At 55.4% G+C, this 23,914-nt stretch carries 22 protein-coding genes and 1 pseudogene; 13 read left to right on the plus strand and 10 right to left on the minus strand.

The window, feature by feature from the left end; all coding sequences use genetic code 11:
• Window positions 1-83 precede the first annotated feature (83 nt).
• The gene (locus ACR0IV_RS21115) at window positions 84-671 is read right to left on the minus strand and encodes a TetR/AcrR family transcriptional regulator (RefSeq protein WP_299948712.1); all 588 of its coding nucleotides are present in this window, start codon (window positions 669-671) and stop codon (window positions 84-86) included.
• 87 nt (window positions 672-758) lie between these two features.
• Between ACR0IV_RS21115 and ACR0IV_RS21120 the strand changes: the two genes are divergently transcribed.
• The 3 genes from ACR0IV_RS21120 to ACR0IV_RS21130 are packed head-to-tail and all read left to right on the plus strand — an operon-like array spanning window position 759 to window position 3,029.
• The gene (locus ACR0IV_RS21120; protein ID WP_480661007.1) at window positions 759-1,865 is read left to right on the plus strand and encodes an NmrA family NAD(P)-binding protein; all 1,107 of its coding nucleotides are present in this window, start codon (window positions 759-761) and stop codon (window positions 1,863-1,865) included.
• Window positions 1,866-1,912: 47 nt separating this feature from the next.
• A complete protein-coding gene (locus ACR0IV_RS21125; protein WP_480661009.1) occupies window positions 1,913-2,485 on the plus strand; it encodes a carbonic anhydrase in 573 nt (190 codons plus the stop codon).
• Between the two features lie 55 nt (window positions 2,486-2,540).
• Entirely contained in the window at window positions 2,541-3,029 is a 489-nt protein-coding gene (locus ACR0IV_RS21130) for a hypothetical protein (protein ID WP_480661011.1), read from the plus strand.
• Between the two features lie 192 nt (window positions 3,030-3,221).
• On the opposite strand, the gene ACR0IV_RS21135 is transcribed toward ACR0IV_RS21130, so the two are convergent.
• On the minus strand, window positions 3,222-3,839 hold the full coding sequence (locus tag ACR0IV_RS21135) for a GNAT family N-acetyltransferase (protein ID WP_480661013.1): 618 nt from the start codon (window positions 3,837-3,839) through the stop codon (window positions 3,222-3,224).
• 153 nt (window positions 3,840-3,992) lie between these two features.
• Here ACR0IV_RS21135 and ACR0IV_RS21140 point away from each other — a divergent pair.
• Window positions 3,993-4,178: pseudogene (locus ACR0IV_RS21140) on the plus strand (hypothetical protein); the annotation flags it as partial.
• Between the two features lie 121 nt (window positions 4,179-4,299).
• Complete coding sequence (locus ACR0IV_RS21145; RefSeq protein WP_480473298.1) at window positions 4,300-5,859, plus strand: acetolactate synthase large subunit; 1,560 nt, start codon at window positions 4,300-4,302, stop codon at window positions 5,857-5,859.
• A gap of 217 nt (window positions 5,860-6,076) precedes the next feature.
• Here the strand turns inward: ACR0IV_RS21145 and ACR0IV_RS21150 are convergent, their stop codons facing one another.
• Window positions 6,077-6,661 carry an RES family NAD+ phosphorylase gene (locus tag ACR0IV_RS21150; protein ID WP_480734438.1) on the minus strand — a complete coding sequence of 195 codons (585 nt, stop codon included), beginning with the start codon at window positions 6,659-6,661 and terminating at the stop codon, window positions 6,077-6,079.
• A 67-nt stretch (window positions 6,662-6,728) separates the two neighbouring features.
• Between ACR0IV_RS21150 and ACR0IV_RS21155 the strand changes: the two genes are divergently transcribed.
• The gene (locus tag ACR0IV_RS21155; RefSeq protein WP_480661017.1) at window positions 6,729-8,270 is read left to right on the plus strand and encodes a M81 family metallopeptidase; all 1,542 of its coding nucleotides are present in this window, start codon (window positions 6,729-6,731) and stop codon (window positions 8,268-8,270) included.
• Here the strand turns inward: ACR0IV_RS21155 and ACR0IV_RS21160 are convergent.
• On the minus strand, window positions 8,267-9,178 hold the full coding sequence (locus tag ACR0IV_RS21160; RefSeq protein ID WP_480661019.1) for a LysR family transcriptional regulator: 912 nt from the start codon (window positions 9,176-9,178) through the stop codon (window positions 8,267-8,269). The two genes, ACR0IV_RS21155 and ACR0IV_RS21160, sit on opposite strands and share 4 nt — an antisense overlap.
• A 180-nt stretch (window positions 9,179-9,358) precedes the next feature.
• Between ACR0IV_RS21160 and ACR0IV_RS21165 the strand changes: the two genes are divergently transcribed.
• Genes ACR0IV_RS21165 through ACR0IV_RS21195 form a run of 7 tightly spaced genes read left to right on the plus strand, consistent with a single transcriptional unit; the run spans window position 9,359 to window position 17,697 of the window.
• Window positions 9,359-10,939, plus strand: coding sequence for an ABC transporter substrate-binding protein (locus tag ACR0IV_RS21165; protein WP_480472940.1), 1,581 nt, complete (start codon window positions 9,359-9,361; stop codon window positions 10,937-10,939).
• 60 nt (window positions 10,940-10,999) lie between these two features.
• Entirely contained in the window at window positions 11,000-11,977 is a 978-nt protein-coding gene (locus ACR0IV_RS21170; protein WP_480473304.1) for an ABC transporter permease, read from the plus strand.
• Window positions 11,974-12,897: an ABC transporter permease gene (locus ACR0IV_RS21175; protein WP_480472946.1), complete on the plus strand. Its 924-nt coding sequence runs from the start codon at window positions 11,974-11,976 to the stop codon at window positions 12,895-12,897. Before ACR0IV_RS21170 ends, ACR0IV_RS21175 begins: the two co-directional genes overlap by 4 nt.
• Window positions 12,894-13,871: an ABC transporter ATP-binding protein gene (locus tag ACR0IV_RS21180; protein WP_480472948.1), complete on the plus strand. Its 978-nt coding sequence runs from the start codon at window positions 12,894-12,896 to the stop codon at window positions 13,869-13,871. The genes ACR0IV_RS21175 and ACR0IV_RS21180 overlap by 4 nt, the downstream gene beginning before the upstream one ends.
• Window positions 13,868-14,872, plus strand: coding sequence for an ABC transporter ATP-binding protein (locus tag ACR0IV_RS21185; protein ID WP_480473306.1), 1,005 nt, complete (start codon window positions 13,868-13,870; stop codon window positions 14,870-14,872). Before ACR0IV_RS21180 ends, ACR0IV_RS21185 begins: the two co-directional genes overlap by 4 nt.
• Before the next feature lie 20 nt (window positions 14,873-14,892).
• Window positions 14,893-16,299: an amidohydrolase gene (locus tag ACR0IV_RS21190; protein ID WP_480472950.1), complete on the plus strand. Its 1,407-nt coding sequence runs from the start codon at window positions 14,893-14,895 to the stop codon at window positions 16,297-16,299.
• Window positions 16,300-16,311: 12 nt separating this feature from the next.
• Window positions 16,312-17,697 carry a M20 family metallopeptidase gene (locus ACR0IV_RS21195; RefSeq protein WP_480472952.1) on the plus strand — a complete coding sequence of 462 codons (1,386 nt, stop codon included), beginning with the start codon at window positions 16,312-16,314 and terminating at the stop codon, window positions 17,695-17,697.
• A 221-nt stretch (window positions 17,698-17,918) separates the two neighbouring features.
• Here the strand turns inward: ACR0IV_RS21195 and ACR0IV_RS21200 are convergent, their stop codons facing one another.
• The 6 genes from ACR0IV_RS21200 to ACR0IV_RS21225 form a co-directional block, all read right to left on the minus strand.
• Entirely contained in the window at window positions 17,919-18,200 is a 282-nt protein-coding gene (locus ACR0IV_RS21200) for a type II toxin-antitoxin system RelE/ParE family toxin (protein ID WP_480661023.1), read from the minus strand.
• Entirely contained in the window at window positions 18,197-18,481 is a 285-nt protein-coding gene (locus ACR0IV_RS21205) for a CopG family ribbon-helix-helix protein (RefSeq protein WP_480661025.1), read from the minus strand. Before ACR0IV_RS21205 ends, ACR0IV_RS21200 begins: the two co-directional genes overlap by 4 nt.
• 141 nt (window positions 18,482-18,622) lie before the next feature.
• On the minus strand, window positions 18,623-19,672 hold the full coding sequence (locus tag ACR0IV_RS21210) for a helix-turn-helix domain-containing protein (RefSeq protein WP_480661027.1): 1,050 nt from the start codon (window positions 19,670-19,672) through the stop codon (window positions 18,623-18,625).
• Window positions 19,673-19,878: 206 nt separating this feature from the next.
• Window positions 19,879-20,853 carry a plasmid partitioning protein RepB gene (repB, locus tag ACR0IV_RS21215; protein WP_480661029.1) on the minus strand — a complete coding sequence of 325 codons (975 nt, stop codon included), beginning with the start codon at window positions 20,851-20,853 and terminating at the stop codon, window positions 19,879-19,881.
• A 1-nt stretch (window position 20,854) separates the two neighbouring features.
• Window positions 20,855-22,036, minus strand: a complete 1,182-nt coding sequence (repA, locus tag ACR0IV_RS21220) for a plasmid partitioning protein RepA (protein ID WP_480692866.1) — start codon at window positions 22,034-22,036, stop codon at window positions 20,855-20,857.
• A 543-nt stretch (window positions 22,037-22,579) separates the two neighbouring features.
• The gene (locus ACR0IV_RS21225) at window positions 22,580-23,635 is read right to left on the minus strand and encodes a tyrosine-type recombinase/integrase (RefSeq protein ID WP_480661033.1); all 1,056 of its coding nucleotides are present in this window, start codon (window positions 23,633-23,635) and stop codon (window positions 22,580-22,582) included.
• Window positions 23,636-23,914 lie beyond the last annotated feature (279 nt).

Below are 23,914 nucleotides of genomic sequence, written 5' to 3' on the forward strand. Positions count from 1 at the left end.
TCGTGCACCTTGCAGCATTTTCGAATAGCGGATGACGGCAAACCACAACATAGCCGTCAAATTCTCGGGATACTCTGCCACAGTTAGGATCTTTCTTTCGGCCAATAATCCTGAAGCAAACCTATGGCTGTGCGCCCTGCTTCCAGCGCTCGGTCTGCCTCTTCTTCGGATTCCGTCAGACGAGCCAGGGTAATCGTGCCCATCAAGAGCGCCATCGCAGCTAAGCCCTGACCCGAACCGGTTTCCGACGTGTCCTGCAAAAGGGCCGCCATGCGATCTAACGCCTGTGCGCCCACTTGATGGGGCGCGCCCGTTGTGCGGGCAAGCTCTGTTCCCATCGCCGCCAACGGGCATCCGTTCCGACTATCTTGAGCGTGAGCTTGGGAAAGATACTTAGCTATGTAGCCTTGGCGCTCCTTCTTTCGCCCTTCGCTGGTTTCTTCGCGCTCCATGTCGGAAACCACATCGTCGACTGCGTGCCAGAAGGCTGTCGCGATCAAATCCTCTTTCGACTCGAAGTGCCGGTAGAAACCGCCATGTGTCATTCCGGCGGCCTTCATGACGTCAGCGACGCTGGTCGCTTCGACCCCGCGTTCGCGGAACAACTGCGCTGCAGCATCCAGTATCCTGTTGTGACTGCGCTGTTTCTCGGCTTCCGACATCCTCGGCATTTTCGCGCTCCCAGACGGGGTTGACATTTAAGATTGCATGTATCATCTAAATTATAGATTGCAAGTATCATCTAAAGGAGCGTGCCCGTGCCTACCAAACCCAAGATCCTTGTCACAAGTGCAAGCGGTAAGACCGGACTGCACGTTGCACATCAGCTCAGAGCCAAGGGTTACCCAGTCCGTGCGTTCATACGACAGAGAGATCATCGTTCTGACATGCTAGATCGCGCGGGCGCTGAATTATTCGTGGGTGACCAGTATTCCCTGAGCGACATGTGCAAGGCCATGAATGGCGTGCAGCGGGCTTATCAATGCGCCCCGACGGCACCCAACGGGCTGCACTTCAATGCAGTCTTCACCGCTGCGGCTTACGAAGCAAAGATTGAACACGTCGTTACGCTAAGCCAATGGCTTTCCAGCGTGGATCACCCATCCCTGTTTACACGCGAAGTCTATCTGGGCGACATCCTGATCGGCATGCGTCCCGAGATGTCTGTGACCAAGGTGAATGTCGGCTGGTTTGCCGAAAACTACCTGATGGTACTGGGCATGGCGGCCCATCTTGGGCAGTTCACGATGCCGCTCGGCGACGGCGACGTGAAGAATAATGCCGCCCCCTCAAACGAAGACATTGCCCGCGTAGTTGTCGGTGCCTTGACGGATCCCGCACACCATGCAGGCAAGACATATCGTCCCACGGGCCCAACGCTGTTGTCACCCAACGAGATCGCTGAAGCAATGGGCCGCGCGCTGGGGCGGCGGGTACGTTATGTCGACATTTCCGAGCGTATGATGGTCAAGGCGCTGAAAGCCCTGCGCCCAGCAAACTATTCGGAAGCGGCAGTCACCCAGCTTGCAATCTATTCAGAAGAGTACAGGCGAGGCGCCTTCGCGGTGAACGCCCCAACCGAAGACGTGTTCCAAGTCAGCGGGCACGAACCTGAAGCCTTCGAAAGCATTGTACGGCGCAAGGTCGCTGATCAACCAGGCCTGGCGCGCAGCCTACCAGGCAGCATTGGCGCGATCGGCAGCTTTCTAAAGATCCTCACGACGCGCCCCTTCGATCTTGATCGCGCCCAGATGCAGCGAGACTATGTACAGCTTTCTTCCCCGTCGTATTGCCAAGACGACGCCGCGTGGGCGGAAAGTCATCAGCCCACCGCCAGAAAGACCGCACCGATGCGTGTCGCCTGACACTACGCAAGACGAAGGATTGTCCCCCAAGACGAAAGGACCTCTGAATGAACATTCAGGACGAACTTATCACTCGAAACCATGAATTCGCGGCGGGCTTTGACAGTGCTAACCTGCCGATCCTGCCAAAGTTGCGAACGGTTGTTCTGACCTGCGGCGATGCCCGGGTCGATCCCGCGCACATCCTCGGACTGGAGCTTGGTGATGCGGTTGTAATCCGAAACAATGGCGGACGGGTTACACGCGCCGCAATCGAAGAAATCGCCACCCTCGCCTTTCTGGTGAGCGTCATGACGGAGGGCCGCGAACAGGCGTTCAACGTAATCCTGATGCAGCACACACAATGTGGAGCCCAGCGGCTGTCCAATCCAGACCTTCAGGACGCGCTGCTGAAAAAGCTTGGGCTAGATGTGTCCGAGTACGCGATCACGGATCAGGAAAGCGACCTTTTCGCAGACATCAAGCGCCTAGCGGTAGCACCGGAGGTACCGGACGCGATCACCGTCTCAGCCTTGCTTTATGATGTCGCCACTGGAACAGCCCACGAGATTGCTCCGGCCGCATCATTGGGGGCGATCCGGGCCGAGGTGAGCGTATTGCAAACTGCGGTTCGAGGGTGAAGGTCTGCCTACCTCCAATTTACGTAAACAAACGCATATCGAAAGGACCGATCAGATGACGCCCACAGTGATATTCCTTCTTCAGTTCGCGATGAGTCTCTTTGTCTTCGCTCTGATCGCGGCGTGGTACGTTGCACCCTGGCTTGCACGGCTGTCGGCGGCGGCAGCGCTCTCAATCCTGCTGTTGCCGCATGCTTTCCGACACATCGGAATGAGCTTCTTGGTACCAAATCTCAACAACGGAGGGTTACCCGAGGCGTTCGCAACCAGCGCCAGCTATGGCGATTTACTCTCGGCGTTTCTGGCAATCGCCGCGCTTATCGCTTTGCGATGGGGATCAGTGGCCGCCCTTCCGTTGGTTTGGGGTTTCAACATCCTTGGTACTGTAGATCTGGTGAACGCCTTGCGCCAAGCCGAGGCAATTAACTACTTTGGCCCCACTTGGTTCATTCCAACATTCTTTGTCCCGGTACTTTTGGTCACGCATGTGATGATCTTTGCACGGCTGTTGAAGGCAGAATGGCCCAAGACGGCGTCGGCATGACAGAACAAATATGCTTCTCAGGCAGGCAGTGCTGCTGCCTGCCCCACTGTGTCTCACGGCCCATAAGAGACATTCATCGCAGTCACTGGTGCCGCAGTGCGGCTTCACCAGACCGGCCATTCGCTACGGACATAAATATCCTGAAACTGCCGAACTCACAGATTGCAGACAATGCAGCCGTTTGATCTACCGCTATTGGGCGGCTCGAAACATCGGAAACAGGGGTGGGGCTTGGTCGGCTTTGATTAGACCCATCTCTTGGAAACCATAGCGCTTATACAGCGATAGATTTGTAGGGTTTGTCGACTCTACGTAAGCAGGTCTTCCATCTTCATCACAACGTTTGAGGCAGCATTCAAGCAACGCGGACCCCAATCCTTTTCCTTGGCGAATTGGATCGACCGCAATAAATGCTAAATGCCAGCAATCCTCATCGGGATGATAATTGTCCATCTGCCCGAAGGTTTCGAACAACGCATCATGCTTTTCTGGTGAGACCGTCTGCTCAAAACAGGCGACAAGCCGTTCTTCGTCAGGGTGAATGCTTGGCGGAAGCCAAAGTGCGCCAGCAGTGAAATCATCGTTCCGAAACGCGCTACCCTGTTCAAATGCACGCCCGCCAAAGAAATCCATTACTCGCGGGAAGTGGGTAAGGAAATCGGCAGGTTCAGGATACAGCCAACGCATGAACGGGTCCGCAGAAAATCCAAGAGCAAGTCCGCTTAACAAACTTTCTGCTTCACTTCGGGTTGATGATCTAAACATGAAATTACCTTTGGTCGTTACACCTCGATTTTCACGTTTCAGCATGTGGGCCGCAAATACTTGTTGTCAAATGCGCAATTTATTGTCCTGCTCAAGCAACGATGGATGGCTACGTCGAGCTCCCAGCAGGCCTCTGAGGCGACGCAGCATCCTGTAATATTGTTTCTCGTCAATGTCGGGTTGTCGTTGTGGGAGGGCATGGCGGATCGGAGGATCAGTCATGGAAACCCAAACATACCTGCCGTTCGCGCGCTTCGCCCAACCTGGAACAAAGGACGTATCGTCGGTCAGAAGCGGCCGCCAAAACCCAAGCATGTCTGGGCGACCCGAGTTCGACTTGAACTGGCCGAAAACCACCGCGATTTCGCGTTGTTCAACATGGCATGTCTTACGGGCGAGGGCATCGATGACGATTGACGGCCTGCACATCATCGAAAGCTTTTTCAGTTACTTTTAGATTGTCTCTCCCATAAAGTTCGTTGAAATCAGAGTTGGCGGTGATCGAATGAATGGCGCAGAATCGTTAGTCAAAACCTTTCTTCACAATGGTGTGGATACGGTTTTCGCCAATCCAGGCACGTCTGAAATGCACTTTGTTGCGGCTCTTGATAGACATCCCGAGATGAACTGTGTTCTGTGCCTGTTCGAAGGTGGAACGACGGGCGCCGCTGATGGCTATTACCGCATGAAACGGGACGTCGCCGGCACTCTGCTGCATCTTGCACCGGGGCTAGGCAACGCATTTGCCAATCTACACAACGCCCGAAAATCAGGGTCCGGGATCGTGAATGTGGTGGGAGATCACGCAACACATCACCTGCGCTATGAAAGCCCACTCAGAGGCGACATTATTGGCGTAAGTCAGGCCATAAGCCATTGGACACGAGTTTCTGATCAGGCCACAAGCGTCGCATCGGACGGGGCCGCAGCCATCCAGGCCGCCCGATCTCAAAACGGCCAGATCGCCACTCTTGTTCTTCCCGCCGATACTGCTTGGGATGCAGCGACTGGCCCTGCGACGAATAGCATTCTGGCCCAACCACTTCATCGCCCGTCCTTGGAAGGCATCGAGGCCGCAGCCATGCGTCTGAAGACTGCAAACGCGGCTTTGATGATAGGTGGTTCCGCGCTTTTTGGTCCACTTCGTGTACTGGCTGGAAAAATTTCCGTCAAAACCGGATGCCGCCTGTTGGCGGATACTCTAATCCCTCGAATTTCGAAGGGGGCCGGGGCTGCCAAATTGGATCAACTTGTGTATCCAATTGCACCCAAGATCGCTCAGCTTGAACAGACATCGTCAATCACTTTGATCGGCGCCGACCAACCCGTTGCCTTCTTTGCATACCCGGGCAAACCGAGCACACCCGAGCCCGCCGGTTGCACGGTTTCAAGCCTGTGTGCTCCGACGGATGATATTGCCTGGACTCTTCAAACACTGGCAGATGCGGTTGGTGTTTCGAGCAAGACACAGCTGAACACATACGCTCTCGACCTGCCTCCAATCCCAACCGGAGATCTCACCCTAGCGAAAGTCGGCCAAGCGTTAGCGGCCCTCATTCCCGAGAATGCTATCGTTTGCAATGAATCCGTGACGTCCGGGTTTCACGTCATTCCTCCGACTGCAACCGCGCGACCACATGACTTGCTTGGGGGAACCGGTGGTGCGATAGGGCTTTGCCTACCGTGCGCAACCGGCGCAGCAATTGCATGTCCAGATAGAAAAGTAATTGCTCTAACAGGCGATGGATCAGCCATGTATACGTTGCAATCTTTGTGGACGATGGCACGCGAAAGCCTGGACGTTACGGTGATTGTTTTTGCAAACCGCGGCTATCAAATCCTTCGAGATGAGCTGGCAAATGTCGGTGTTGAGAGTTTTGGCAAGAATGCGGAGGCAATGTTTGATGTGGAAAACCCAACGCTTGATTGGGTTGCGCTCGCTAAAGGGCATGGGGTTCCCGGAATACGAATTGAAGACACCGATAGCTTTGCAAAAGCCCTTTCCGCGGGGCTATCACGTGACGGCCCTTCCTTGATCGAAGTCATGTGCCCGCCAGCATCTTGAACACAAATTCTTTTTGAAACGGGCGGCCCAAAGCCGCCTTTCGTTACCCAAAGCGAAGCTACATTTTGGCACTGAAAGCAGACTGTCACGAGCGCTCAAACAACATGCAAAAAAATGTCATTGGCGTGCCAGAAGAGAACTCATGACAATGTCCTCCACACAGCCAATTTTCGCGATGACCATAATTGCGAAATGATAGTTGGTCGCACCTTAAACGTCACCGATAATCCGGCAGGACGGAAACCGGCTTCACTTCACTACGCCGAAACACGCCAGGTGCGCCTGGCTCGCTCCATCGAAATAAAGTTATGTGCCAAAGACCCGGACGCCTTCGCGAAGGGTCAATCAACCCGATATGCCCATCTGTTCTGAGCCGATCAGCAGCGAGCCATGAAGACGGTTCTCCGCCCGCAGCCAGGAGTTTGCGCCAGGGTTGACTGGCGAGTGCATAGATATCTGCGGCTTCGGGTCTGCGCAGATCGAACAACGCACATCGTTCCACCTCGAAAGTCAGCACAACCCGCGGGCGATCATCTTTCCTGACGTCCTGTCCAATAGCGACTCTTGCGCTTTCGACATCAGGGCTCAGATACAAAGCGTCCTGCCCGCGGCGATTGAACCGGGCGGGTGGGCGATCTGGTGCGCCGCGCATGAGGTGAACGTCTGGGTCATCGGCCCAAACAATCTTTACGAATTCTCCGGAAACTTCTGTCAGCATAACGGGTGGCGCTGATCGTTGGCGCGTCGCGTCATAGGAAAGACGCAAGGCGGCAGGGGTCTTCCTGGAAAAGAGAAGACGCATGATATCTTGATTGAAATCACTTACTCATGTTTCCTCGCACTGTGTTGCATTTCCAAAGGCCTCTCGCATGACGGCTCCAAAGATCGCCCTCCTTGGCGCAATTCTCGAGTCAAATCGCTTTGCACCCCCGGCTGATTTGTCAGACTTTAAGTCTCTGACATGGCTTTCAGGCGATGCTTTGATGTCTGAAGCCAGATCCGCGACACCAAAGCTGGCAATAGAATTTGCAGCCTTTGTCCGGGCGATGGATGCTACGGGCGACTGGACGCCGGTACCCTGTATCTTGGCAGCCAGCCATCCCGCAGGTCCAGTACGAAAAACCGTGATCGAAGAGATCATAGTGACTTCGGAAGACATGCTTCGCTCAGCTGGCCCTGTTGACGCAGTCTACATCTGCAATCACGGCGCGATGGTGGCCGAACATGACCACGACCCCGACGGCTTGTTGATGTCACGCATTCGGAGAGTTGTCGGACCGGACGTACCTGTCGTTGCGACACTCGATCTGCATGCAAATATCTCACAGCGGATGGTCGATGCCTGCGACCTGATCGTCGGCTATCGGACCAATCCTCACGTCGATCAGATAGAACGTGGCGAGGAAGCCGCCTTTTCGCTGCGCCGAGTTTTGGCGTCGGGCGTCCGGCCCCAAATCGCGCATGTCAAACTGCCTCTTGTTCCGGCATCCGTAACCCTTCTAAGTGCCGAGCACCCATATGGCACGCTGATCGACCGCGGTCAGCGACGACAAGCCGAAAGCCGAGGTGAGATTCTAAACGTATCGATCTTCGGCAATTTCCTTTTCTCTGACACGCCTGACAACGGTTTGAGCATCGTTGTCACCGCGCGTGAAGACCAGAAGGCGGCCAATGCACTGGCGGAAGAATTGGCAGACATGGCCTGGTCATTGAGGAAGGATTTCGTTCGGAAACTGACATCCGTGACGGAAGCGATCTCAATTTCCACTGACCAAGCGCGCACGCCTGTGATTTTCTCCGATGCCGGTGACAATCCTGGTGGCGGCGGCAGTGGCAGGACGACGGAACTGATAGCCGCTCTTCATGCGGCAAAAGTCGAAGAATGCCTATTCGGTTCCTTTTGTGATCCGGAACTTGCGAACGAAGCCCATGGCATCGGTGTCGGCGGCAAATTCAGGGCACGATTCAACCGGTCTTCCGATTCCAGCGCTTTCTGGGCGCAATGGGATGTGCCTTTTGAGGCGGATGCAGAGGTCTTGGGTCTCCATAGTGGAGATGTGGTAGGTGAACTGGGCATGACGGCTGGTCGGAGATTGGCCCTGGGGCCATCCGCTGCGCTTCGTATTGGTGGTATCACCGTGGTGGTGATCACCGATCGCACACAGACTGCCGACCCCGTTTTCTTTCATATGTTCGGGCTGGATATTGCGTCTGCCCGGACTGTTGTTGTGAAATCCCGAGGCCACTTTCGGGCCGGGTTTTCCAACTGGTTTGGGCCAAACCAGGTATCTGAGGTCGACACGGGCGGGCTTACGTCGCCAGTTCACGACCGCTGGCCGTTTGCGAATTTGCCACGACCGAACTTTCCGATGGACGTCGACACCTCGTGGTCGGCTAAGATGCTGCGCTAGACGGGCTCTGAGTATTTGTCCTGCGGCGTCGTCAACTTGACAAATTGCATGAACTGGCGGGCAAGCTGAGAAGGTGGCCTGCCTGATGGAAGTACAAAGCTCGTGTCATAAAAAATGGCGGCGTCAAATGGCCTGACGACGACACCTTCCATCCCTGACGACAACAACGGGAAGGGATTGATCAGCGTCACGCCCAAACCCTCGCGGACGAGCTCCAGTGCGGCCATGTTCGTTGCCGTTTCTGCGACTTGTTTCGGCCGAATTCCAGCGCGCGCAAAGATCTTTTCGGTGATCGCTCGCGTCCCCAGCCTTCGCAGAAACTCGATCAGCGCGACGCCTTCAAGGTCGTGCGGCGTCACCACTCGTTTTTCCGATAGCGGATGGTTGCTCGGCATAGCGCAGACCACCTGACTGCGGCGCCAAGGCATGAGATGAACACCCGTTCGTTGGATCATCGCACTCGTCAAACCAAGATCATAGCGGAGGTCGAGAATGCCAGCGACCAGCACGTCCGTGGCCTGAATATCCAATTGAAGCTGCTTTCCTTCATTCTTCTTGAGAAAACTGGCCACCCTGGAGATGACAAAGTGATGTGCCAGAGTCGGCGGCACGATCAGGCGTAACGGCTCGTTATCCGGAGTAGCCCATTCTGCGCCCTCAATGTCCGCCAGCGTCTCGAAAATTGGGTCCAGTTTTTCGTTGAGACGCAAGGCTTCGTCTGTTGGGTCGATACGTCCCGATCGCCGGAGAAAGAGCGATCGCCCAACACGGGCCTCGAGTTGTGATAAGGACCGGCTCACGGCAGACTGCGAAATCCCGAGACGCCGCGCGGCGCCGATGGTTGTCCCAGTCGTGATCACGGCTCTTAGCGACTCGTACTCGCGCAGTCTGTGTCTGTGTTCCGTCATGCTACATTACTCCCCCGGTACGAGCGGCTGAACATCCAAACTCTTGGATTGGTCTATGCAAAGTCGCATAGCAATAAGTATTGGCAATGATTTTTGCGGTAGCTAGTTTTTTTTATAGGGCGCGGGATCGGCCAAAGATTCGCCCATTCACAAGCGCCAAACAAACAGGGAGTCTTTTTGATGAGGAAACTCACATCTGCGACAGCCGTCGCTGTCAGCATTTTGGCTTTCGGCGCCGGTGCTGTTTCGGCCGAAAAACTAACGATCGGCCTCGCTTCGGAGCCGACGTCACTCGATCCGCATTTTCACAACCTGGGTCCGAACAACGCGATGTCCGTGCACATCTTTGACCGGCTGATCGCGCAGGATGAGAAGCAGCGCCTATCGCCGGGTCTTGCCGTGTCATGGGAGCCGATTGATGAATTGACTTGGGAGTTCAAGCTGCGTGAGGGCGTAAAGTTTCACGACGGAAGTGACTTTACGGCGGACGATGTAGTCTGCACCATGGCGCGCGCGCCGGACGTACCGAACTCTCCATCGGGATACGGCACCTATCTAAAGGGTAAGGAAGTCATCAAGATCGATGACTACACGGTGCACTTCAAAACGGCCGCACCTTATCCGTTGATGGGCAATGACATTTCCACGATCCCTGTGATCTCAGAAGTGGGCTGCGAAGCAACGACGGAAGACTTCAACGCGGGTACGGCCGCCATCGGCACAGGGCCGTTCAAGTTCCAAAGTTACACACCGGGTGAAAGCATCGTACTGGTGCGGAACGACGACTACTGGGGTGACGCGCCGATCTGGTCCGAGGTGGAATTCCGCCCAATCACGTCCGGTCCGAGCCGTGTTGCATCGCTTCTTGCCGGTGACGTCGACATGATATCGGGCGTACCAACGACCGATATCACAACACTTCAGGGCAATGATGGTATCCAGCTGAGCCAGGGCGTGTCCAACCGAGTGATCTATCTTCACATGGACCAATTCCGCGAGGATTCACCCTTTGTGAAGGCCAACGGTGGCGGCGATATCAAGAACCCCCTCATGGACGTCCGCGTCCGCAAGGCGATCAGCATGGCGATCAACCGCGATGCAATCGTTGAGCGTGTCATGGAGGGGGTTGCCCTGCCCGCCGGCCAGCTTCTGCCCGAGGGGTTCTTTGGCGTGTCCGACAATCTGGACGTCGTGGCTTATGACCCGGACGGTGCTAAAGCGCTTCTGGCTGAAGCCGGTTATCCCGATGGATTTGAAATGACAATCCATGGGCCGAATGACCGTTACATCAACGACGCCAAAATTGCCGAGGCAATTGCGCAAATGTTGACCCGTGTTGGCATCAAGACAGCCGTCGAAACAATGCCGCGTTCGGTATACTTTGGACGCGCGTCCAAAGGCAGCCCAGAGGGTCTGCCGGAGTTCAGCTTTATCCTCGTCGGATGGGGCGCGGGGTCCGGCGAAGCGTCCTCGCCTCTCAAATCGCTGATCCACACCCATGACAAGGATGCGGGCTTTGGATCATCGAACCGTGGCCGGCACTCGGATGCTGAAACCGACGCACTGATCGAAGAAGCCCTGCGAACAGTCGATGACGCAAAGCGGCAGGAACTGCTCGCCGCGGCGACAGAGCGCGCGATCGAGAACGTGGCGATCATTCCGACGCACTTCCAGGTCAACACCTGGGCGGCCAAAAAAGGTCTGAGCTACATCCCTCGGACCGACGAATACACTCTCGCGACAGGCGTCGTGAAAGAGTAATCGCAATGCATCCGGGCCGCCTTCGCAGCGGCCCGGAGCCTTTGCCCAGGGAATGTCCTCATGACCGTTTTTGTCATTCGCCGATTGCAGCAAGCAATGCTTGTTGTCTTCCTGATGTCGGTGATTGTCTTTTTCGGCGTCAATATCGTTGGTGACCCGGTCTACATGCTGGTCAGCCCCGACGCGGATCAGGCTGACATCGAAGCTGCAATTCGACGGCTTGGATTGGATCGGCCTATTTGGGAACAGTACTGGTTGTTCCTCAAAGGTGCTGCACAGGGTGACCTCGGCGACAGTTTCGTCTTCGGTGAGCCCGCGCTCAAACTGATCCTGCACCATATGCCTGCCACGATGGAACTGGCCTTCAGTGCACTCTTTCTTGCTATCGTGATCGGTATTCCATTGGGTCTTTATGCCGGGCTCTATCCCGACAGCCCGCTGTCCAAGGGCATTATGGCTGGCTCAATCCTTGGGTTTTCGCTGCCGACCTTCTGGGTCGGGCTTATGCTCATCATGCTGTTTGCCGTAGAACTTAGATGGCTCCCAGCGACAGGGCGCGGCGATATCGGCTCGTTTCTTGGGATTCACAGCAGCCTTTTTACGCTCGATGGGTTGAGCCACATCTTCCTGCCTGCTCTCAACCTAGCGCTTCTTAAGATTTCACTGGCAATCCGCCTTACCCGAGCGGGTGTCCGGGAAGCGATGGGACAGGATTACGTGAAGTATGCCCGGGCCAAAGGGCTTTCGACCCGACGCATCATTCTGGTGCATGTAATGAAAAACATCATGATCCCGGTAGTGACCGTCATGGGCCTCGAATTCGGTAGTTTGATCGGGTTCTCGGTGGTGACTGAATCAATCTTCGCGTGGCCGGGAATGGGCAAACTGCTGATCGACGCAATACTGCAATTGGATCGGCCTGTCGTCGTCGCCTATCTGATGATCATCGTACTGTTCTTCGTGCTGATCAATCTGATCGTCGACATACTCTACTCGATCCTCGATCCGAGGGTTCGTTTGCAGGATCAGGGCGCATGACCGACACCGTCACAGATCATTCTCTGACCCCCGCCAAGTCCCCTAAAGTCGAGACGCCGTTCCAGCGATTTCGGGCCGAGTTCTTCGAAAGCAGGATCGCAACAGCGGCGCTCGGCATATTCCTGATCATCGTTCTGCTGGCCATCCTGGCACCCTGGATCACGCCGCAGAACCCCTACGATCTTGGCCAGGTCAGCGTCATGGATGGGCGCTTGCCTCCAGGTTCCGAAGCATTCGACGGATACACGATGTGGCTCGGTTCGGACGGGTCTGGACGCGATCTCTACTCGGCAATTCTCTATGGCTTGCGTATTTCTCTGACCGTTGGGCTTGCATCTGGGGTGATTGCCCTTCTGATCGGTATGGCGATCGGTCTGGTCGCGGCCTACGCCGGAGGCCGGACCGAAGCGTTCATCATGCGCATCGTGGATCTTCAACTGTCGTTCCCGGCATCGCTTGTTGCGCTGATGATGGTTGCGGCACTTGGTAAGGGTGTCGACAAGATCATCCTCGCCCTCGTGATCGCGCAATGGGCTTATTACGCCCGCACGGTTCGCGCGACCGCGCTTGTCGAGCGTGGCAAGGAATATGTCGAAGCCGCGCAATGCCTTGGAATATCGCGACCCCGGATCGTCTTTCGCCATATCCTTCCGAATTGCATGGCGCCTCTGATCGTCGTTGGCACGGTGCAAACCGCCAGCGCAATCTCATTGGAAGCGACGCTTTCGTTTCTTGGCGTAGGCCTTCCACAGACTGAACCGTCGATTGGGGTGCTGATCGCAAATGGCTTCGAGTACATGCTGTCCGGGCGCTACTGGATATCCGTTTTCCCCGGCATCGCGCTCTTGCTGACGGTCGTGTCCATCAACCTTGTGGGCGACCATTTGCGCGATGTTTTGAACCCGAGGTTGAAGAAATGACGGCAGTACTCGAAGTCAGCGGGCTAAAGACCCACTTCTTCACGCACGCGGGTGTGGTCAAGGCCGTAGATGGTGTGGATTTCACCGTCTCCAAGGGCGAGGTAATGGGTCTGGTGGGTGAGTCCGGGTCGGGCAAGTCGATCACCGGGTTTTCCATCCTTGGGCTGATCGATCCTCCCGGGCGCATCGTCGATGGGTCAATCCGTTTTAATGGTGACGAGATCGCGAACGCACCGGAAGAGCGACTCAAGACCTTGCGTGGCAACCGAATCTCGATGATCTTTCAGGATCCGATGATGACTCTCAACCCGGTCCTGCGCGTCGATACGCAGATGATCGAGGCCATTCTCGCCCATGAAAACGTAAGCCGCCAAACCGCCTGGGAAAGAAGCCGTGATGCGCTTGGTTTGGTTGGCATCCCATCGCCGGAAGAGCGATTGCAAGCCTATCCGCATCAGCTTTCCGGTGGGATGCGGCAGCGCGTGGCGATTGCGACAGCCTTCTTGAACCAGCCGGACCTCATTATTGCCGACGAGCCGACGACAGCGCTCGACGTGACAATTCAGGCGCAGATCATCCACGAGGCACAGAAGCTGACGAAACGCACGGGAACCGCGATGATCTGGATCACGCATGACCTTGCCGTTGTGGCAGGGCTCGCGGACCGGATTTCGGTGATGTACGCAGGACGGATCGTTGAGCAAGGCAGTATCGACGATGTTATCGACCGTCCGTTGCATCCCTATACGGTCGGGCTTCTCGGATCGGTTCCGACGGCGAACCGGCGCGGGCAGCGTTTGTTCCAGATCGAAGGGATGACGCCAAACATGCTCGCCCTGCCTGAAGGATGCGCCTTTGGACCGCGTTGTCAGGCCCGAACGGCAGCGTGTTCCAAGCGCCCCCCGATTAAGGACGTGGATGGCCGCAGCCTTCGCTGTTTCAATCCGCAACGCACCAAGGAGACGACGCTTTGAGTGAGCCGCTCGTTGAAATCCGAGGCGTTTCGAAGCGCTTCACCAAACGTTTGGACGTCGCGGGGAAAATCGCACAGCGACTTGGCGCAAACATCCGGGAAGAAACGGTCCATGCTGTCGATAACGTGAACCTGTCGATTCAAAAGGGTGAGGTTCTGGGATTGGTCGGCGAATCCGGCTGCGGCAAGTCCACTTTGGGACGTGTTGTTGCCGGCATTCACCCTGCAAGTGACGGACAGATGTTCTACGGAGGCAAAGATGTTGCGACGTTGAACGGCACCGACAAACGCGCGGCGACCCTCGCAATTCAGATGATCTTCCAGGACCCCTTTGCCAGCCTAAATCCGCGAATGCGCGTCGAAGATATCATCGGCGAAGCACCGCGTATGCATGGGATCGTCCGCAAGGCAGAGAGTGCGGAATACGTGGACGACGTGATGCGCAAGGTCGGCCTCGACCCGTCGCTCAAGCGGCGTTACGCGCATCAGTTTTCCGGCGGTCAGAGGCAACGGATTGGAATTGCACGTGCGCTCGCCGTGAAGCCGAAGTTCCTTGTCTGCGACGAAGCCATCGCTGCGCTGGACGTGTCGATCCAGGCGCAGGTTATCAACTTGTTCATGGATCTGCGCGAAGAGCTGGGCCTGACCTATCTGTTCATCAGCCATGACCTGAGCGTCGTCGAACACATCGCCGACCGCGTGGCGATCATGTATCTGGGCCGCATTGTCGAGAGCGCATCGACTGAGGAAATTTTTTCGGACCCACGCCATCCCTACACGAAAGCGCTGCTTGCAGAGGCTCCGCGCCTTGATCAGCGCCGGCGTGAGTTTGCCCCGATTGAGGGGGAAATTCCGTCGCCGCTCGATCCGCCATCTGGATGTACCTTCCACCCGCGTTGCCCGGTGGCGACCGCTGAGTGCCGCACCACTGTTCCTGAACTGAAAGCGGGGCGCGGCGGGCGCGAAACGGCTTGCCTGCTGGAACACGCCGAAACCGTTTGAACGAGAAGCTGGAGAGCCCCTTGAAAAACGCCGATCCGATCTGGGACCACGTCGACCGCCATCGTGATGATTTTATCGCCTTGTCAGATCGAGTCTTTGACACGCCCGAGACGCTTTATGCCGAGTACAAGTCCGTCGCCGAACATGTGCAGATGTTACGCGCTCAGGGCTTCAAGATAACAGAGAACGCAGCTGGCATTCCTACGGCCGTGATTGGCGAAGCAGGAGACGAGGGTCCGGTGATTGCCATCCTCGGCGAGTTCGATGCGCTGCCATATCTGAGCCAGGCGCCAGGTGTGGCTGAACATCAGCCGCTTGAAGAGGGCGGCAACGGGCATGGGTGTGGTCACAATCTTTTAGGGGCCGCCGCACTCTTGGCCGCGACGGCGGTGAAAGACTGGCTGGCCGAAAACGGCATCAAGGGCCGTGTGCGATACTATGGCTGCCCCGCTGAAGAAGGGGGCGCGGCCAAGACATACATGGTGCGCGAAGGACTGTTCGATGATGTCGACGCAGCCATCTCGTGGCATCCAGCGACCTTCACAGGCGTGAATGAGGCCAGATCGCTCGCGAACACCCGGATCGATTTCACTTTTCATGGAAAAGCTGCCCATGCGGCGGGTGCACCGGAATTGGGTAGGTCGGCGCTTGATGCGGTTGAACTGATGAACATCGGTGTAAATTACCTGCGCGAGCACATGCCCGACAGCGCCCGGGTTCACTACGCCTATCTCGATGCAGGTGGTGTTGCGCCGAACGTGGTGCAGGCCAAGGCCACAGTGCGCCAACTCGTCCGCGCCAGCTCGCTACCGGACCTCGCCGATTTGGTTACGCGCGTCCGAAAGATTGCGGACGGCGCGGCGCTGATGACAGGAACGCAAGTTACCAGCCAGGTCTTTTCCGGCGTTTCAAACCTGCTTGGCAACCGTCCTTTGGAAGAAACCATGCAGCACGAGCTAGAGAAACTTGGACCCGTCGCCTTTGACGAGGCAGATCTCAGTTTTGCCCGCGACATTCAGACCACATTAACCGCCGCTGACATCAATACGACCTTCAAGCGGATCGGTGCTAAGCCCAAAAAAAATCTCGCACTCTGCGACTTCATCGCACCTCTTGATCGCCACAGCGATGGCGGCGAAGGCTCGACAGATGTTGGCGACGTGAGTTGGGCAGTCCCAACCGTTCAGGCACGAGTTGCCACCTGTGCTATAGGAACGCCGTTTCATACGTGGCAAACAGTGGCACAAGGCAAGGCGCCCGCGGCTCACAAAGGCATGGTCTACGCGGCAAAAGCAATGGCCGCGACAGCTTGTCGACTGGTTGAGGATCCCTCGCGCATCGAAGCTGCATGCGCGACGCATCAAGACCATCTGGGCCAAACACCTTACACATGTCCGATCCCGGACGACGTGCGTCCACCTGTCTGAGGCAAAACAACCGTGACCCGCGCCTCTGCAATAGACAACGCCGCCCAGTTTTTCGACACCGGTCAATTTGCAACAGAACTTAGCGAACTGGTTGCCCATGAGACGGAGAGCCAGACACAAGAAAAAGCCGCGGAGCTTCCGCGCTATCTTGAGGAAGCCCTCGTTCCGCGCCTGAGCAGACTCGGGTTCTCCTGTGAAATCTACCCGAACCCTGTGCACGATGCCGGACCGATCTTGGTTGCAGAGCGCATCGAGGACGACACGCGTCCGACAATCCTGTCCTACGGGCATGGCGACGTGATCCGCGCGCAAACGGATCAATGGCGCGACGGGCTTCACCCATTTCGACTGGTTGATGAGTGCGACCGCCTCTATGGACGCGGAACAGCCGACAATAAGGGGCAGCATCTCATCAATTTGGCGGCGCTGAGCGCTGTCATTGAGGCCCGTGGAGCGCTCGGCTTCAACATGCGCATTCTCATTGAAATGGGCGAAGAAATGGGATCACCGGGGTTGTCGGAGTTTTGCGCCAAGCACAAGGACAACCTAGCCGCAGACGTCCTGATCGCATCGGACGGGCCGCGCCTTCAGTCCGACACGCCCACGTTGTTCATGGGGGCAAGGGGCGGCAATTCGTTCGACCTCATCGTTGATCTAAGAGACGGCGCGCACCATTCGGGTAACTGGGGCGGTTTGCTTGCCGACCCCGCGATGATCCTTGCACAAGCCCTCTCGACGATCACCGATGTGCGGGGCCAAATCCAAATACCAGAATGGCGGCCGACCAGCCTGACTGAAGACATCCGGGACACCCTGCGCAACTTGCCGGTTGGCGGGGATGGTGGTCCGAAGATTGACGAGAATTGGGGAGAGGAAGGCCTGACACCGGCCGAACGCGTCTTCGGCTGGAACAGTTTTGCGGTCCTCGCAATGAAAAGCGGTGTCCCCGAGGCACCGGTCAACGCGATCTCGGGATTTGCCATAGCCGCCTGCCAGCTCCGCTTCGTTGTTGGCACTAACCAATCCGATATCCTGCCCGCCCTTCGACGCCACCTTGATGCGAGAGGTTTTGAGATCGTTCAGATCAAGCCTCATGACCGCAGCTTCTTTGATGCAACGCGAACGTCGCCCAACCATCCGTGGGTGTCTTTTGTCGCGCGTTCGCTTGAAAAAACGTGTGGGAAGCCACCCCATGTCCTGCCAAATCTCGCCGGTTCCTTGCCCAACGAGGTCTTTTCCGATTTGCTCGGTCTCCCAACGGTTTGGGTGCCGCACTCCTATCGCGGCTGTTCGCAGCACGCGCCAAACGAGCACGTGTTAAAGTCAGTTTCGCGTGATGCATTGCGCGCAATGGCCGGGCTTTTTTGGGATATTGGCGACCTTGCCAGGTCGCTCTGATCCCGCGCCACAAAGGACTTCATCCGTACCTGGATCGGGCGTGTATCGCATATCTGACTGTAAATGACCGCTTTCACAGATTGGTAGAGTTGCTCTCGCATATGCAGCGAAAGTCAGCTGTCCGCCCTCTGTGCAGAAGCTAGAGGTCGAATAGCAGAATAAGTTCGATTTCTTACCCCCTACCCTGCGCGGCTGATGCCACCAATTTTAAACTCCCGGTTTCAGTAATCCGCGCCCTTCCGAGTATCCCATAGACGCAGAATTTCTATCTGAGTGGGCATTACACGATAGATTAGCGTAAATGGGGTTCGCGGTACTGAAAGCTCCCGTACGTCTTGGCGTGTGTCACTTGGGTGACCTGCATACGGGTTTGCTGCAAGAGTAAGCTGAATGGCTTTGAGCTGTGCTCGTGCCCTTTCGCTGCCTTCAGGAAAAACTGACGTGTAGTAGTAGCGGAACCATTGAATGTCCCGGGCCGTATCTTCGAGAAATACAATTTTCATTGGCTATTGGATTGCCCGCTTGCGACCGGAGCAGAGAGCTCATTCTCGGTATCCCAGCTGTCTATCCAGGCATTCATTTCGTCTGCCGTGATGAACTTACCTAGATCTGCTTTTTCAACAGCTGCATCAATGGCTGCTCGCTTTGCGGCCTTGGATTCCAACATCGTTCTAATTGCTCGTACAGCGAGCTGCGCAGGCGGCCGATCTTCTATCGCAGCTTCTCGTTCCAGAGACTTTCTCAAGTCTTCATCAAGACGGATTGAATATGGGTTGGTTCTCATCGCAATCACCTGTTTCCGCTGTGTAGTACAATGTAATACATCCGCATTCTATTCACAATAGATCGATGGGATGAACTTCATCTGTTGCTCTGAACTCATAAGCGAGATGGGTATTCATAAGTCCGGCCTGCTCGTCCGCGGTTATTTTGATTTTTGCACCAACAATGCGGTTGGTTGCATGTCTCCCCGATCGATCTTTGACATCAGAGAATTCAAATAGGCCTGGTGAGATTTTATGTTCTCCGCTCGTTGGAAAATATATCCCAAAACCATGAAACGGAGAGCTGGGCCATGTGTCGATTTCATAGCATACCAAGTCTGACCAAGTCGTAGGTATTCGGCGATATCGTCCATAAGACGGTCACAGTGCGTCTGATCTCGGGCGAGGCGAAGTTCGGAGCACAAGCGTGGAAAGCTGCGCTCCATTTGATCTGGAGAAACTTGAATCTGAGAATGTTTTTCTTTCTTAACTATCGGATTCAAAGAGTCCTCTTTATGCCCCTCAATTTCATGGTCATTGGCCGTCAAATTTTCTGTATCTGCTTGTGTTATCTGGGAGATTTCCACAGAGATTTCCGCCAGAAGGTTGCCTAGTACATTTGCATCTGGTTTGCGACGCAGAGCATTGCGTACGGTGGCCATCAAATCTGAAATCGCCGTGTCGTCTGCTACGAGTTTTCTGAGGCTAGCAAGAGCGGCCGATACTTTGTCGCGGAGTAAAGTGAACTCGAGAGCGCGATCAGCATGTCTCTGGGCTTTCTGGATTAACTCGGCATACTTTTCAGACAAGGGCAAAAGGGACAGTCCAGTTGCGGTAACCACCCTGCCCTGTCGGTCCCGGCGCGCCCAACGTTTGCCGTTTGCGCTCATGACGCGACGAATAAGCCCAAGTTCAACCAACGCCGAGATATGGCGCTCAACAGTTTGAACACTAACGTGGGTTCGTTTGGCGATTGCCGCGTTGGAAGCGAAGCAGATGTGACGGTCATCCTGATCCGAAGAAATCTGATCTCCGTCCATAAAGGAAACCATAGCTCTCAGGACATTGAGAGACGTGGATTTAAGCCCAAGCGGTTCTCGGGCTTCCTCAACGGCTCGAAGTAGCATCCATTTTTTAGGCGTATTACCCCCCTGCCCTGCCGTTCCCGACAAGGTTGCTCCGTTTGGAGCCAATGCTGTTACTGTTTTCATGAGTTTATGTCAGCAGACAAAGAAAACCTGTTCACCCAGAGGCGTTTTTTGTTGTCTCGTGATTCGCGGGCTGTTAGGGTTTAGGTGTCAAATCTATAACCACTAGTTGGTTTTTAGCCCTCGGAGCCTTAGGTTTCGGGGGTTTCTTTTTTGCTTTTCTCCTCTTTGCTCGTTGCCTCATGTAGAGTTAACAGTTGTTAACTCGCTTACTCCTCGGCGTTTTCTTTGAAGCGCTCGTAGGATTCCTGAACTATTTGAGAAAGGTTGTCCGAAAGCCAACGTGAATAGGCTTCATTTTCCCCTGCTCTTTTGATCGTCATATTCACCGTTGAATTGCTGATCTTAATGACAACGTCGGGTGCCGGTCGGATTTCTTGTGCTTCTTTCTTACGAGCCAAGCCGCCTAAAAGCTCGTTTAACCGATCGTCTGAACTACCTGCGTTGAGCGTCTCCAAGAGCTTCTTAGCCTTGTCCGCTGTTATCATCTTTTTTCGCAACGCATCGGCGAGTGCCGTCCACTTGGGCCGCCCGGATCTCGGTGCTGGGCCGATCATATCGCCAAGATCATCGGGAATATCGTTTGTAATTCGCTCCAATTGCGACAACGTGTTTTTTGAGATGGCCAGTGCCGTGATCACTTCAGAACGATCATATCCTTGGTTTAGAATCTCTCGCGCAAACCGGGCTCTCTCGTAGTAACTGAGGTCAACACGAGAAGAGTTCTCCAGACCCTTTGCCTGAAGCGCCTCTTTGTCATCCAACGCGCGCACCAAAGCGCGAACAGGCTGATTTAGATACTGACAAGCTAGGATGCGGCGGCGGCCGTAAATAACCTCGAAGTGGCCGTCCGCTTCCTCAGACGGACGCAGGAGGACAGGAACCTGTTGGCCTCCTGCGTCTTGGATGCTTTCAGCCAGTTCCAGAACAGCTGGATCGACTGTTGGTTCTGCCTCGGAGTTAACAGGTGTTAACTCGATCCCAAGCCTATCTCTTGGGCCCCAGGGCAAAATAAGCGAGGTATCGATGTCTTGGATACCACCAGCACCAACACGGACCGAAGCTATGGTGCCGCGAGGAAGTGCCGCGTTGGCGCGTTCCGTTTTTGTAGGTGGGATTGGTGGGTTTCCGGCTGCAGCTGCAATCGCTGCAGCCATGCTGGTTTTATTTTGCTTAAGTGCCATTTCAACGGCCCCACGCGGCTTGAATCATGTTTGAAACTTCGTGTCCCACGGCGTCCATACTAGATCGTGCACGGTCATAAGTAGACCGCGTCATTTCTGACCGAACAACTTCATACATTGTCATTTTCAGCATTGCAGCATCGGCAATAGCAGTGCTTCGCAGCGCAGTTGCTCCGATCACCCGATCTTGAAACAGCGCCCGCATCAGGCTGACAATTTGCTGAGACGGAGTATCGGATGGATCGTCTCGGGTTATGAGGAACCGGAAGTTGTCATGGACTATCGGAATTCCGGAGTTTTCAAACTCTTCCAGATAAGCTGAAGTCATCTCAAGAAATTGCTGCGTGGACGCTACGTCCAACATGCTCGGTGTCAGTGGTACGATTACTGAGGTCGCCGCGAACAATCCCGCCAGCGTTAGAAACCCCAACGAAGGCGGGCTATCGATAATGATCACATCATAGTTTTCTTCTACTGACTCGATAGCGTTGGAGAGTCGATTAAAGAAAGGGATGCCTTTGCGGGCGTAGACGGCGGTTTCTGTTTCAAACTCCGACAGTATTAACTGGGCAGGAGAAAGATCCAGTCCGGGGAAGTAGGTGTCCCGAATACACTCGGACATTGGGATTGGGTCTTCGTATCGAAGGGCATCATAAATCGAATTTCCTTCAAACTCGATCTCGGGCTGTATTCCGCAAAATCCAGTTAAGCTGCCTTGTGGATCAAGGTCGATAGCCAGAACACGATAACCTTGAAGCGCAAGATAGTGACATAGGTGAATAGCTGAAGTGGATTTTGCACTGCCACCCTTGAAGTTCATAAGTTGAATAACCTGAAGCCGGTCGCTATCGCGACGACCGGGTAGGTATCTGCCCGGCTTTCTGGAGCTACCTTCAAGGATCTGGCGCATCGCTTTGATTTCAGCCCCAGAGTAAAAGCGCCGGCCATTCTTGTTGACTTCTGGCTCCGGAAGTGAGCCCTCAGCATGGCCTTTTCGCAGGTACTGTCCGGTTGTACCAAACAGGTCGGCAACCTCAGTTGCACTGAAGAGGCGGAGGGTCTTTGACAACTCTGGCGAATACGCCTGAGTCAGGTGTGTAGTAAGTGCAACTTGTAGACGATCAGAAATTTCACGTGTAACGTGAGACTGCGTCGTCGCAGCAATGGGTGTGGTCTGTAGCATAGTTGCAGTTTTCCTGCTCATTTTTGTATGGTTGCGCAACTTGAGTACATTTAGGCACTCGTATTCCGATTCATGTCAAGAGAAAAATCAATAACTTGTGGGTCACTGCGAGGCCCGCACAAATGTTCTGAAGTTAACAGCTGTTAACTCATGTTTCCATTGGGCAGTTAGGAAGCGCTTTGAGGTTGCAGGATGCCGGTATAAATCGGTCTCGGATTTCGATTTTTGCGGTTGCTGAGTTCGGTCAGATTGCACTCTTTATCGAAATAAGTTCTGCCACAGGTACTTTCATGCGATCACGTCGTGCTCGAGTTGCAGAAGATTTGCCTCACGATGTTCAAAAAGCTTAATCGGTCGGTTTTCTTGATAGGTGCTGACAGGCTAACCGACTTGCTAGGGTAGGGCGGGCCACCTCCGGCAACGGGTTCCCTGTACCCGCCAAATTTGTTGTGGAATGAATTCTATTCCAGTGCGGGTCTTAAGCAAAAACTTCACTGCGAACCAACAAGTGCTGATGTCGCGTATCGATTGAATCAGTTTCTCTCACCCCAACAGGTCCGTCGCCGGGTTTTCTGCGATATCGACGTCGTCATAGTACTTCTGCGCTTGTGCCATGGAACGGTGCAGCGACAGGCGCATGGCGGCCTGGATCGGGGCGCCATCTAGGGCGGCCTGGGTCAGGAAGCCCGAGCGCAGCCCGTGCGGCGAGGCAAACCCCTCTGGCAAGCCCGCCAGTGTTAACCGGTGCTGGACAATCTGATAAATCGCATCCGGGCTGAGGCGGCGTTTCAGCACCCGGTCGGCTTTGGAAACGGGGCGGAACAAAGGGCCGTCGTTAATCCCGCCCACCTCGATCCAATGCACTAGCGCCTGAGCAGCGCGACCCTTGAGCACCAGCCGTGGAGTTTCACCTTTGCTCGTGGTTTTGGTCTCAAGCAGTGAGAGCCAGACCACACCTGTTTTGTTGAATTCCTTCAGCGACACATCCTCGCGCCTCAGTCCGGTGATCTCCGACCGACGGCGGCCGCCGCTGGCCCAGCCCAGCATCAGGATGGCGCGATCGCGGCAATCCCGGCGGGACCCCCGGCAGGTGGCGAGCAGCTGTTCCAGCACATCCCGGGTGATCGGGTGTTGCGATTTCGGGGCAGGGGGCCGGGCCGCGGCGCGACGGGCTTTGGATCGGGCCTGTTTGACTTGCGGCGTGCCAAACGGGCTGGTCAGGTTTTTCATCCGATGAAACGCCAGCCAGGAGGCGATGCGCCGGTCCAGCGTCGACGGGGCAGGGCAGATGAGGGACTTGCGCAGCCCCTGAGCAATCAGCGCTTCTGCGGTTTCGCGCGCTACATCCGTTTCTGGTGCGTCATTCAGATCGCGGGCGTGATCAAGAATGAAGGCGAGGGCGGTGGCTTCGGATTCCGGCCAGTCCAGCGCCGTGCCAAAGCGTGCGGATTTCCAGGCAGTGACATAGAGCAGGTCGCGCTCATAAGCGCGCAGCGTATTGGCCGGCGTGCCGCGCACATAGAGATCTGTCAGCGCCTCCTGATCCGTGTCCGAAAGGGCAGGGGCGGCGGCGGGGAGGTATGGGGCAGGGGGCTTCATGTACCCATTCTGCGCCCATTTCCCCGCAAAATCAATCACAAGTGATAAGGGATACTTATCGGGGGTAATAATGATATTGCCCGGGGTGGAGTGTTGCGCGCAAAATAGGTGATAAAAGACCATTAATAGCAAATAGACCATATAAAACTTATAAAACTCGCAAAAACGTCATGCTAAGTATCCCTTATCTGGTCTTCCCCCACTGAAGTGGTCCTCCGCTATGTTTAGGAAAACGGAGGAAACACATGGCAAACAAACGACCGAAGCCAGAGGAGATTG

Source organism: Ruegeria sp. C2, assembly GCF_056537765.1.

Bases quoted from the DNA above. Each gene is read 5' to 3' on its own strand.
- ACR0IV_RS21115 (WP_299948712.1), bottom strand. From the start codon at position 671: ATGCCGAGGATGTCGGAAGCCGAGAAACAGCGCAGTCACAACAGGATA.
- ACR0IV_RS21125 (WP_480661009.1), top strand. From the start codon at position 1,913: ATGAACATTCAGGACGAACTTATCACTCGAAACCATGAATTCGCGGCG.
- ACR0IV_RS21130 (WP_480661011.1), top strand. From the start codon at position 2,541: ATGACGCCCACAGTGATATTCCTTCTTCAGTTCGCGATGAGTCTCTTT.
- ACR0IV_RS21135 (WP_480661013.1), bottom strand. From the start codon at position 3,839: ATGCTGAAACGTGAAAATCGAGGTGTAACGACCAAAGGTAATTTCATG.
- ACR0IV_RS21145 (WP_480473298.1), top strand. From the start codon at position 4,300: ATGAATGGCGCAGAATCGTTAGTCAAAACCTTTCTTCACAATGGTGTG.
- ACR0IV_RS21150 (WP_480734438.1), bottom strand. From the start codon at position 6,661: ATGCGTCTTCTCTTTTCCAGGAAGACCCCTGCCGCCTTGCGTCTTTCC.
- ACR0IV_RS21155 (WP_480661017.1), top strand. From the start codon at position 6,729: ATGACGGCTCCAAAGATCGCCCTCCTTGGCGCAATTCTCGAGTCAAAT.
- ACR0IV_RS21160 (WP_480661019.1), bottom strand. From the start codon at position 9,178: ATGACGGAACACAGACACAGACTGCGCGAGTACGAGTCGCTAAGAGCC.
- ACR0IV_RS21165 (WP_480472940.1), top strand. From the start codon at position 9,359: ATGAGGAAACTCACATCTGCGACAGCCGTCGCTGTCAGCATTTTGGCT.
- ACR0IV_RS21170 (WP_480473304.1), top strand. From the start codon at position 11,000: ATGACCGTTTTTGTCATTCGCCGATTGCAGCAAGCAATGCTTGTTGTC.
- ACR0IV_RS21175 (WP_480472946.1), top strand. From the start codon at position 11,974: ATGACCGACACCGTCACAGATCATTCTCTGACCCCCGCCAAGTCCCCT.
- ACR0IV_RS21180 (WP_480472948.1), top strand. From the start codon at position 12,894: ATGACGGCAGTACTCGAAGTCAGCGGGCTAAAGACCCACTTCTTCACG.
- ACR0IV_RS21200 (WP_480661023.1), bottom strand. From the start codon at position 18,200: ATGAAAATTGTATTTCTCGAAGATACGGCCCGGGACATTCAATGGTTC.
- ACR0IV_RS21205 (WP_480661025.1), bottom strand. From the start codon at position 18,481: ATGAGAACCAACCCATATTCAATCCGTCTTGATGAAGACTTGAGAAAG.
- ACR0IV_RS21210 (WP_480661027.1), bottom strand. From the start codon at position 19,672: ATGAAAACAGTAACAGCATTGGCTCCAAACGGAGCAACCTTGTCGGGA.
- repB (WP_480661029.1), bottom strand. From the start codon at position 20,853: ATGGCACTTAAGCAAAATAAAACCAGCATGGCTGCAGCGATTGCAGCT.
- repA (WP_480692866.1), bottom strand. From the start codon at position 22,036: ATGCTACAGACCACACCCATTGCTGCGACGACGCAGTCTCACGTTACA.
- ACR0IV_RS21225 (WP_480661033.1), bottom strand. From the start codon at position 23,635: ATGAAGCCCCCTGCCCCATACCTCCCCGCCGCCGCCCCTGCCCTTTCG.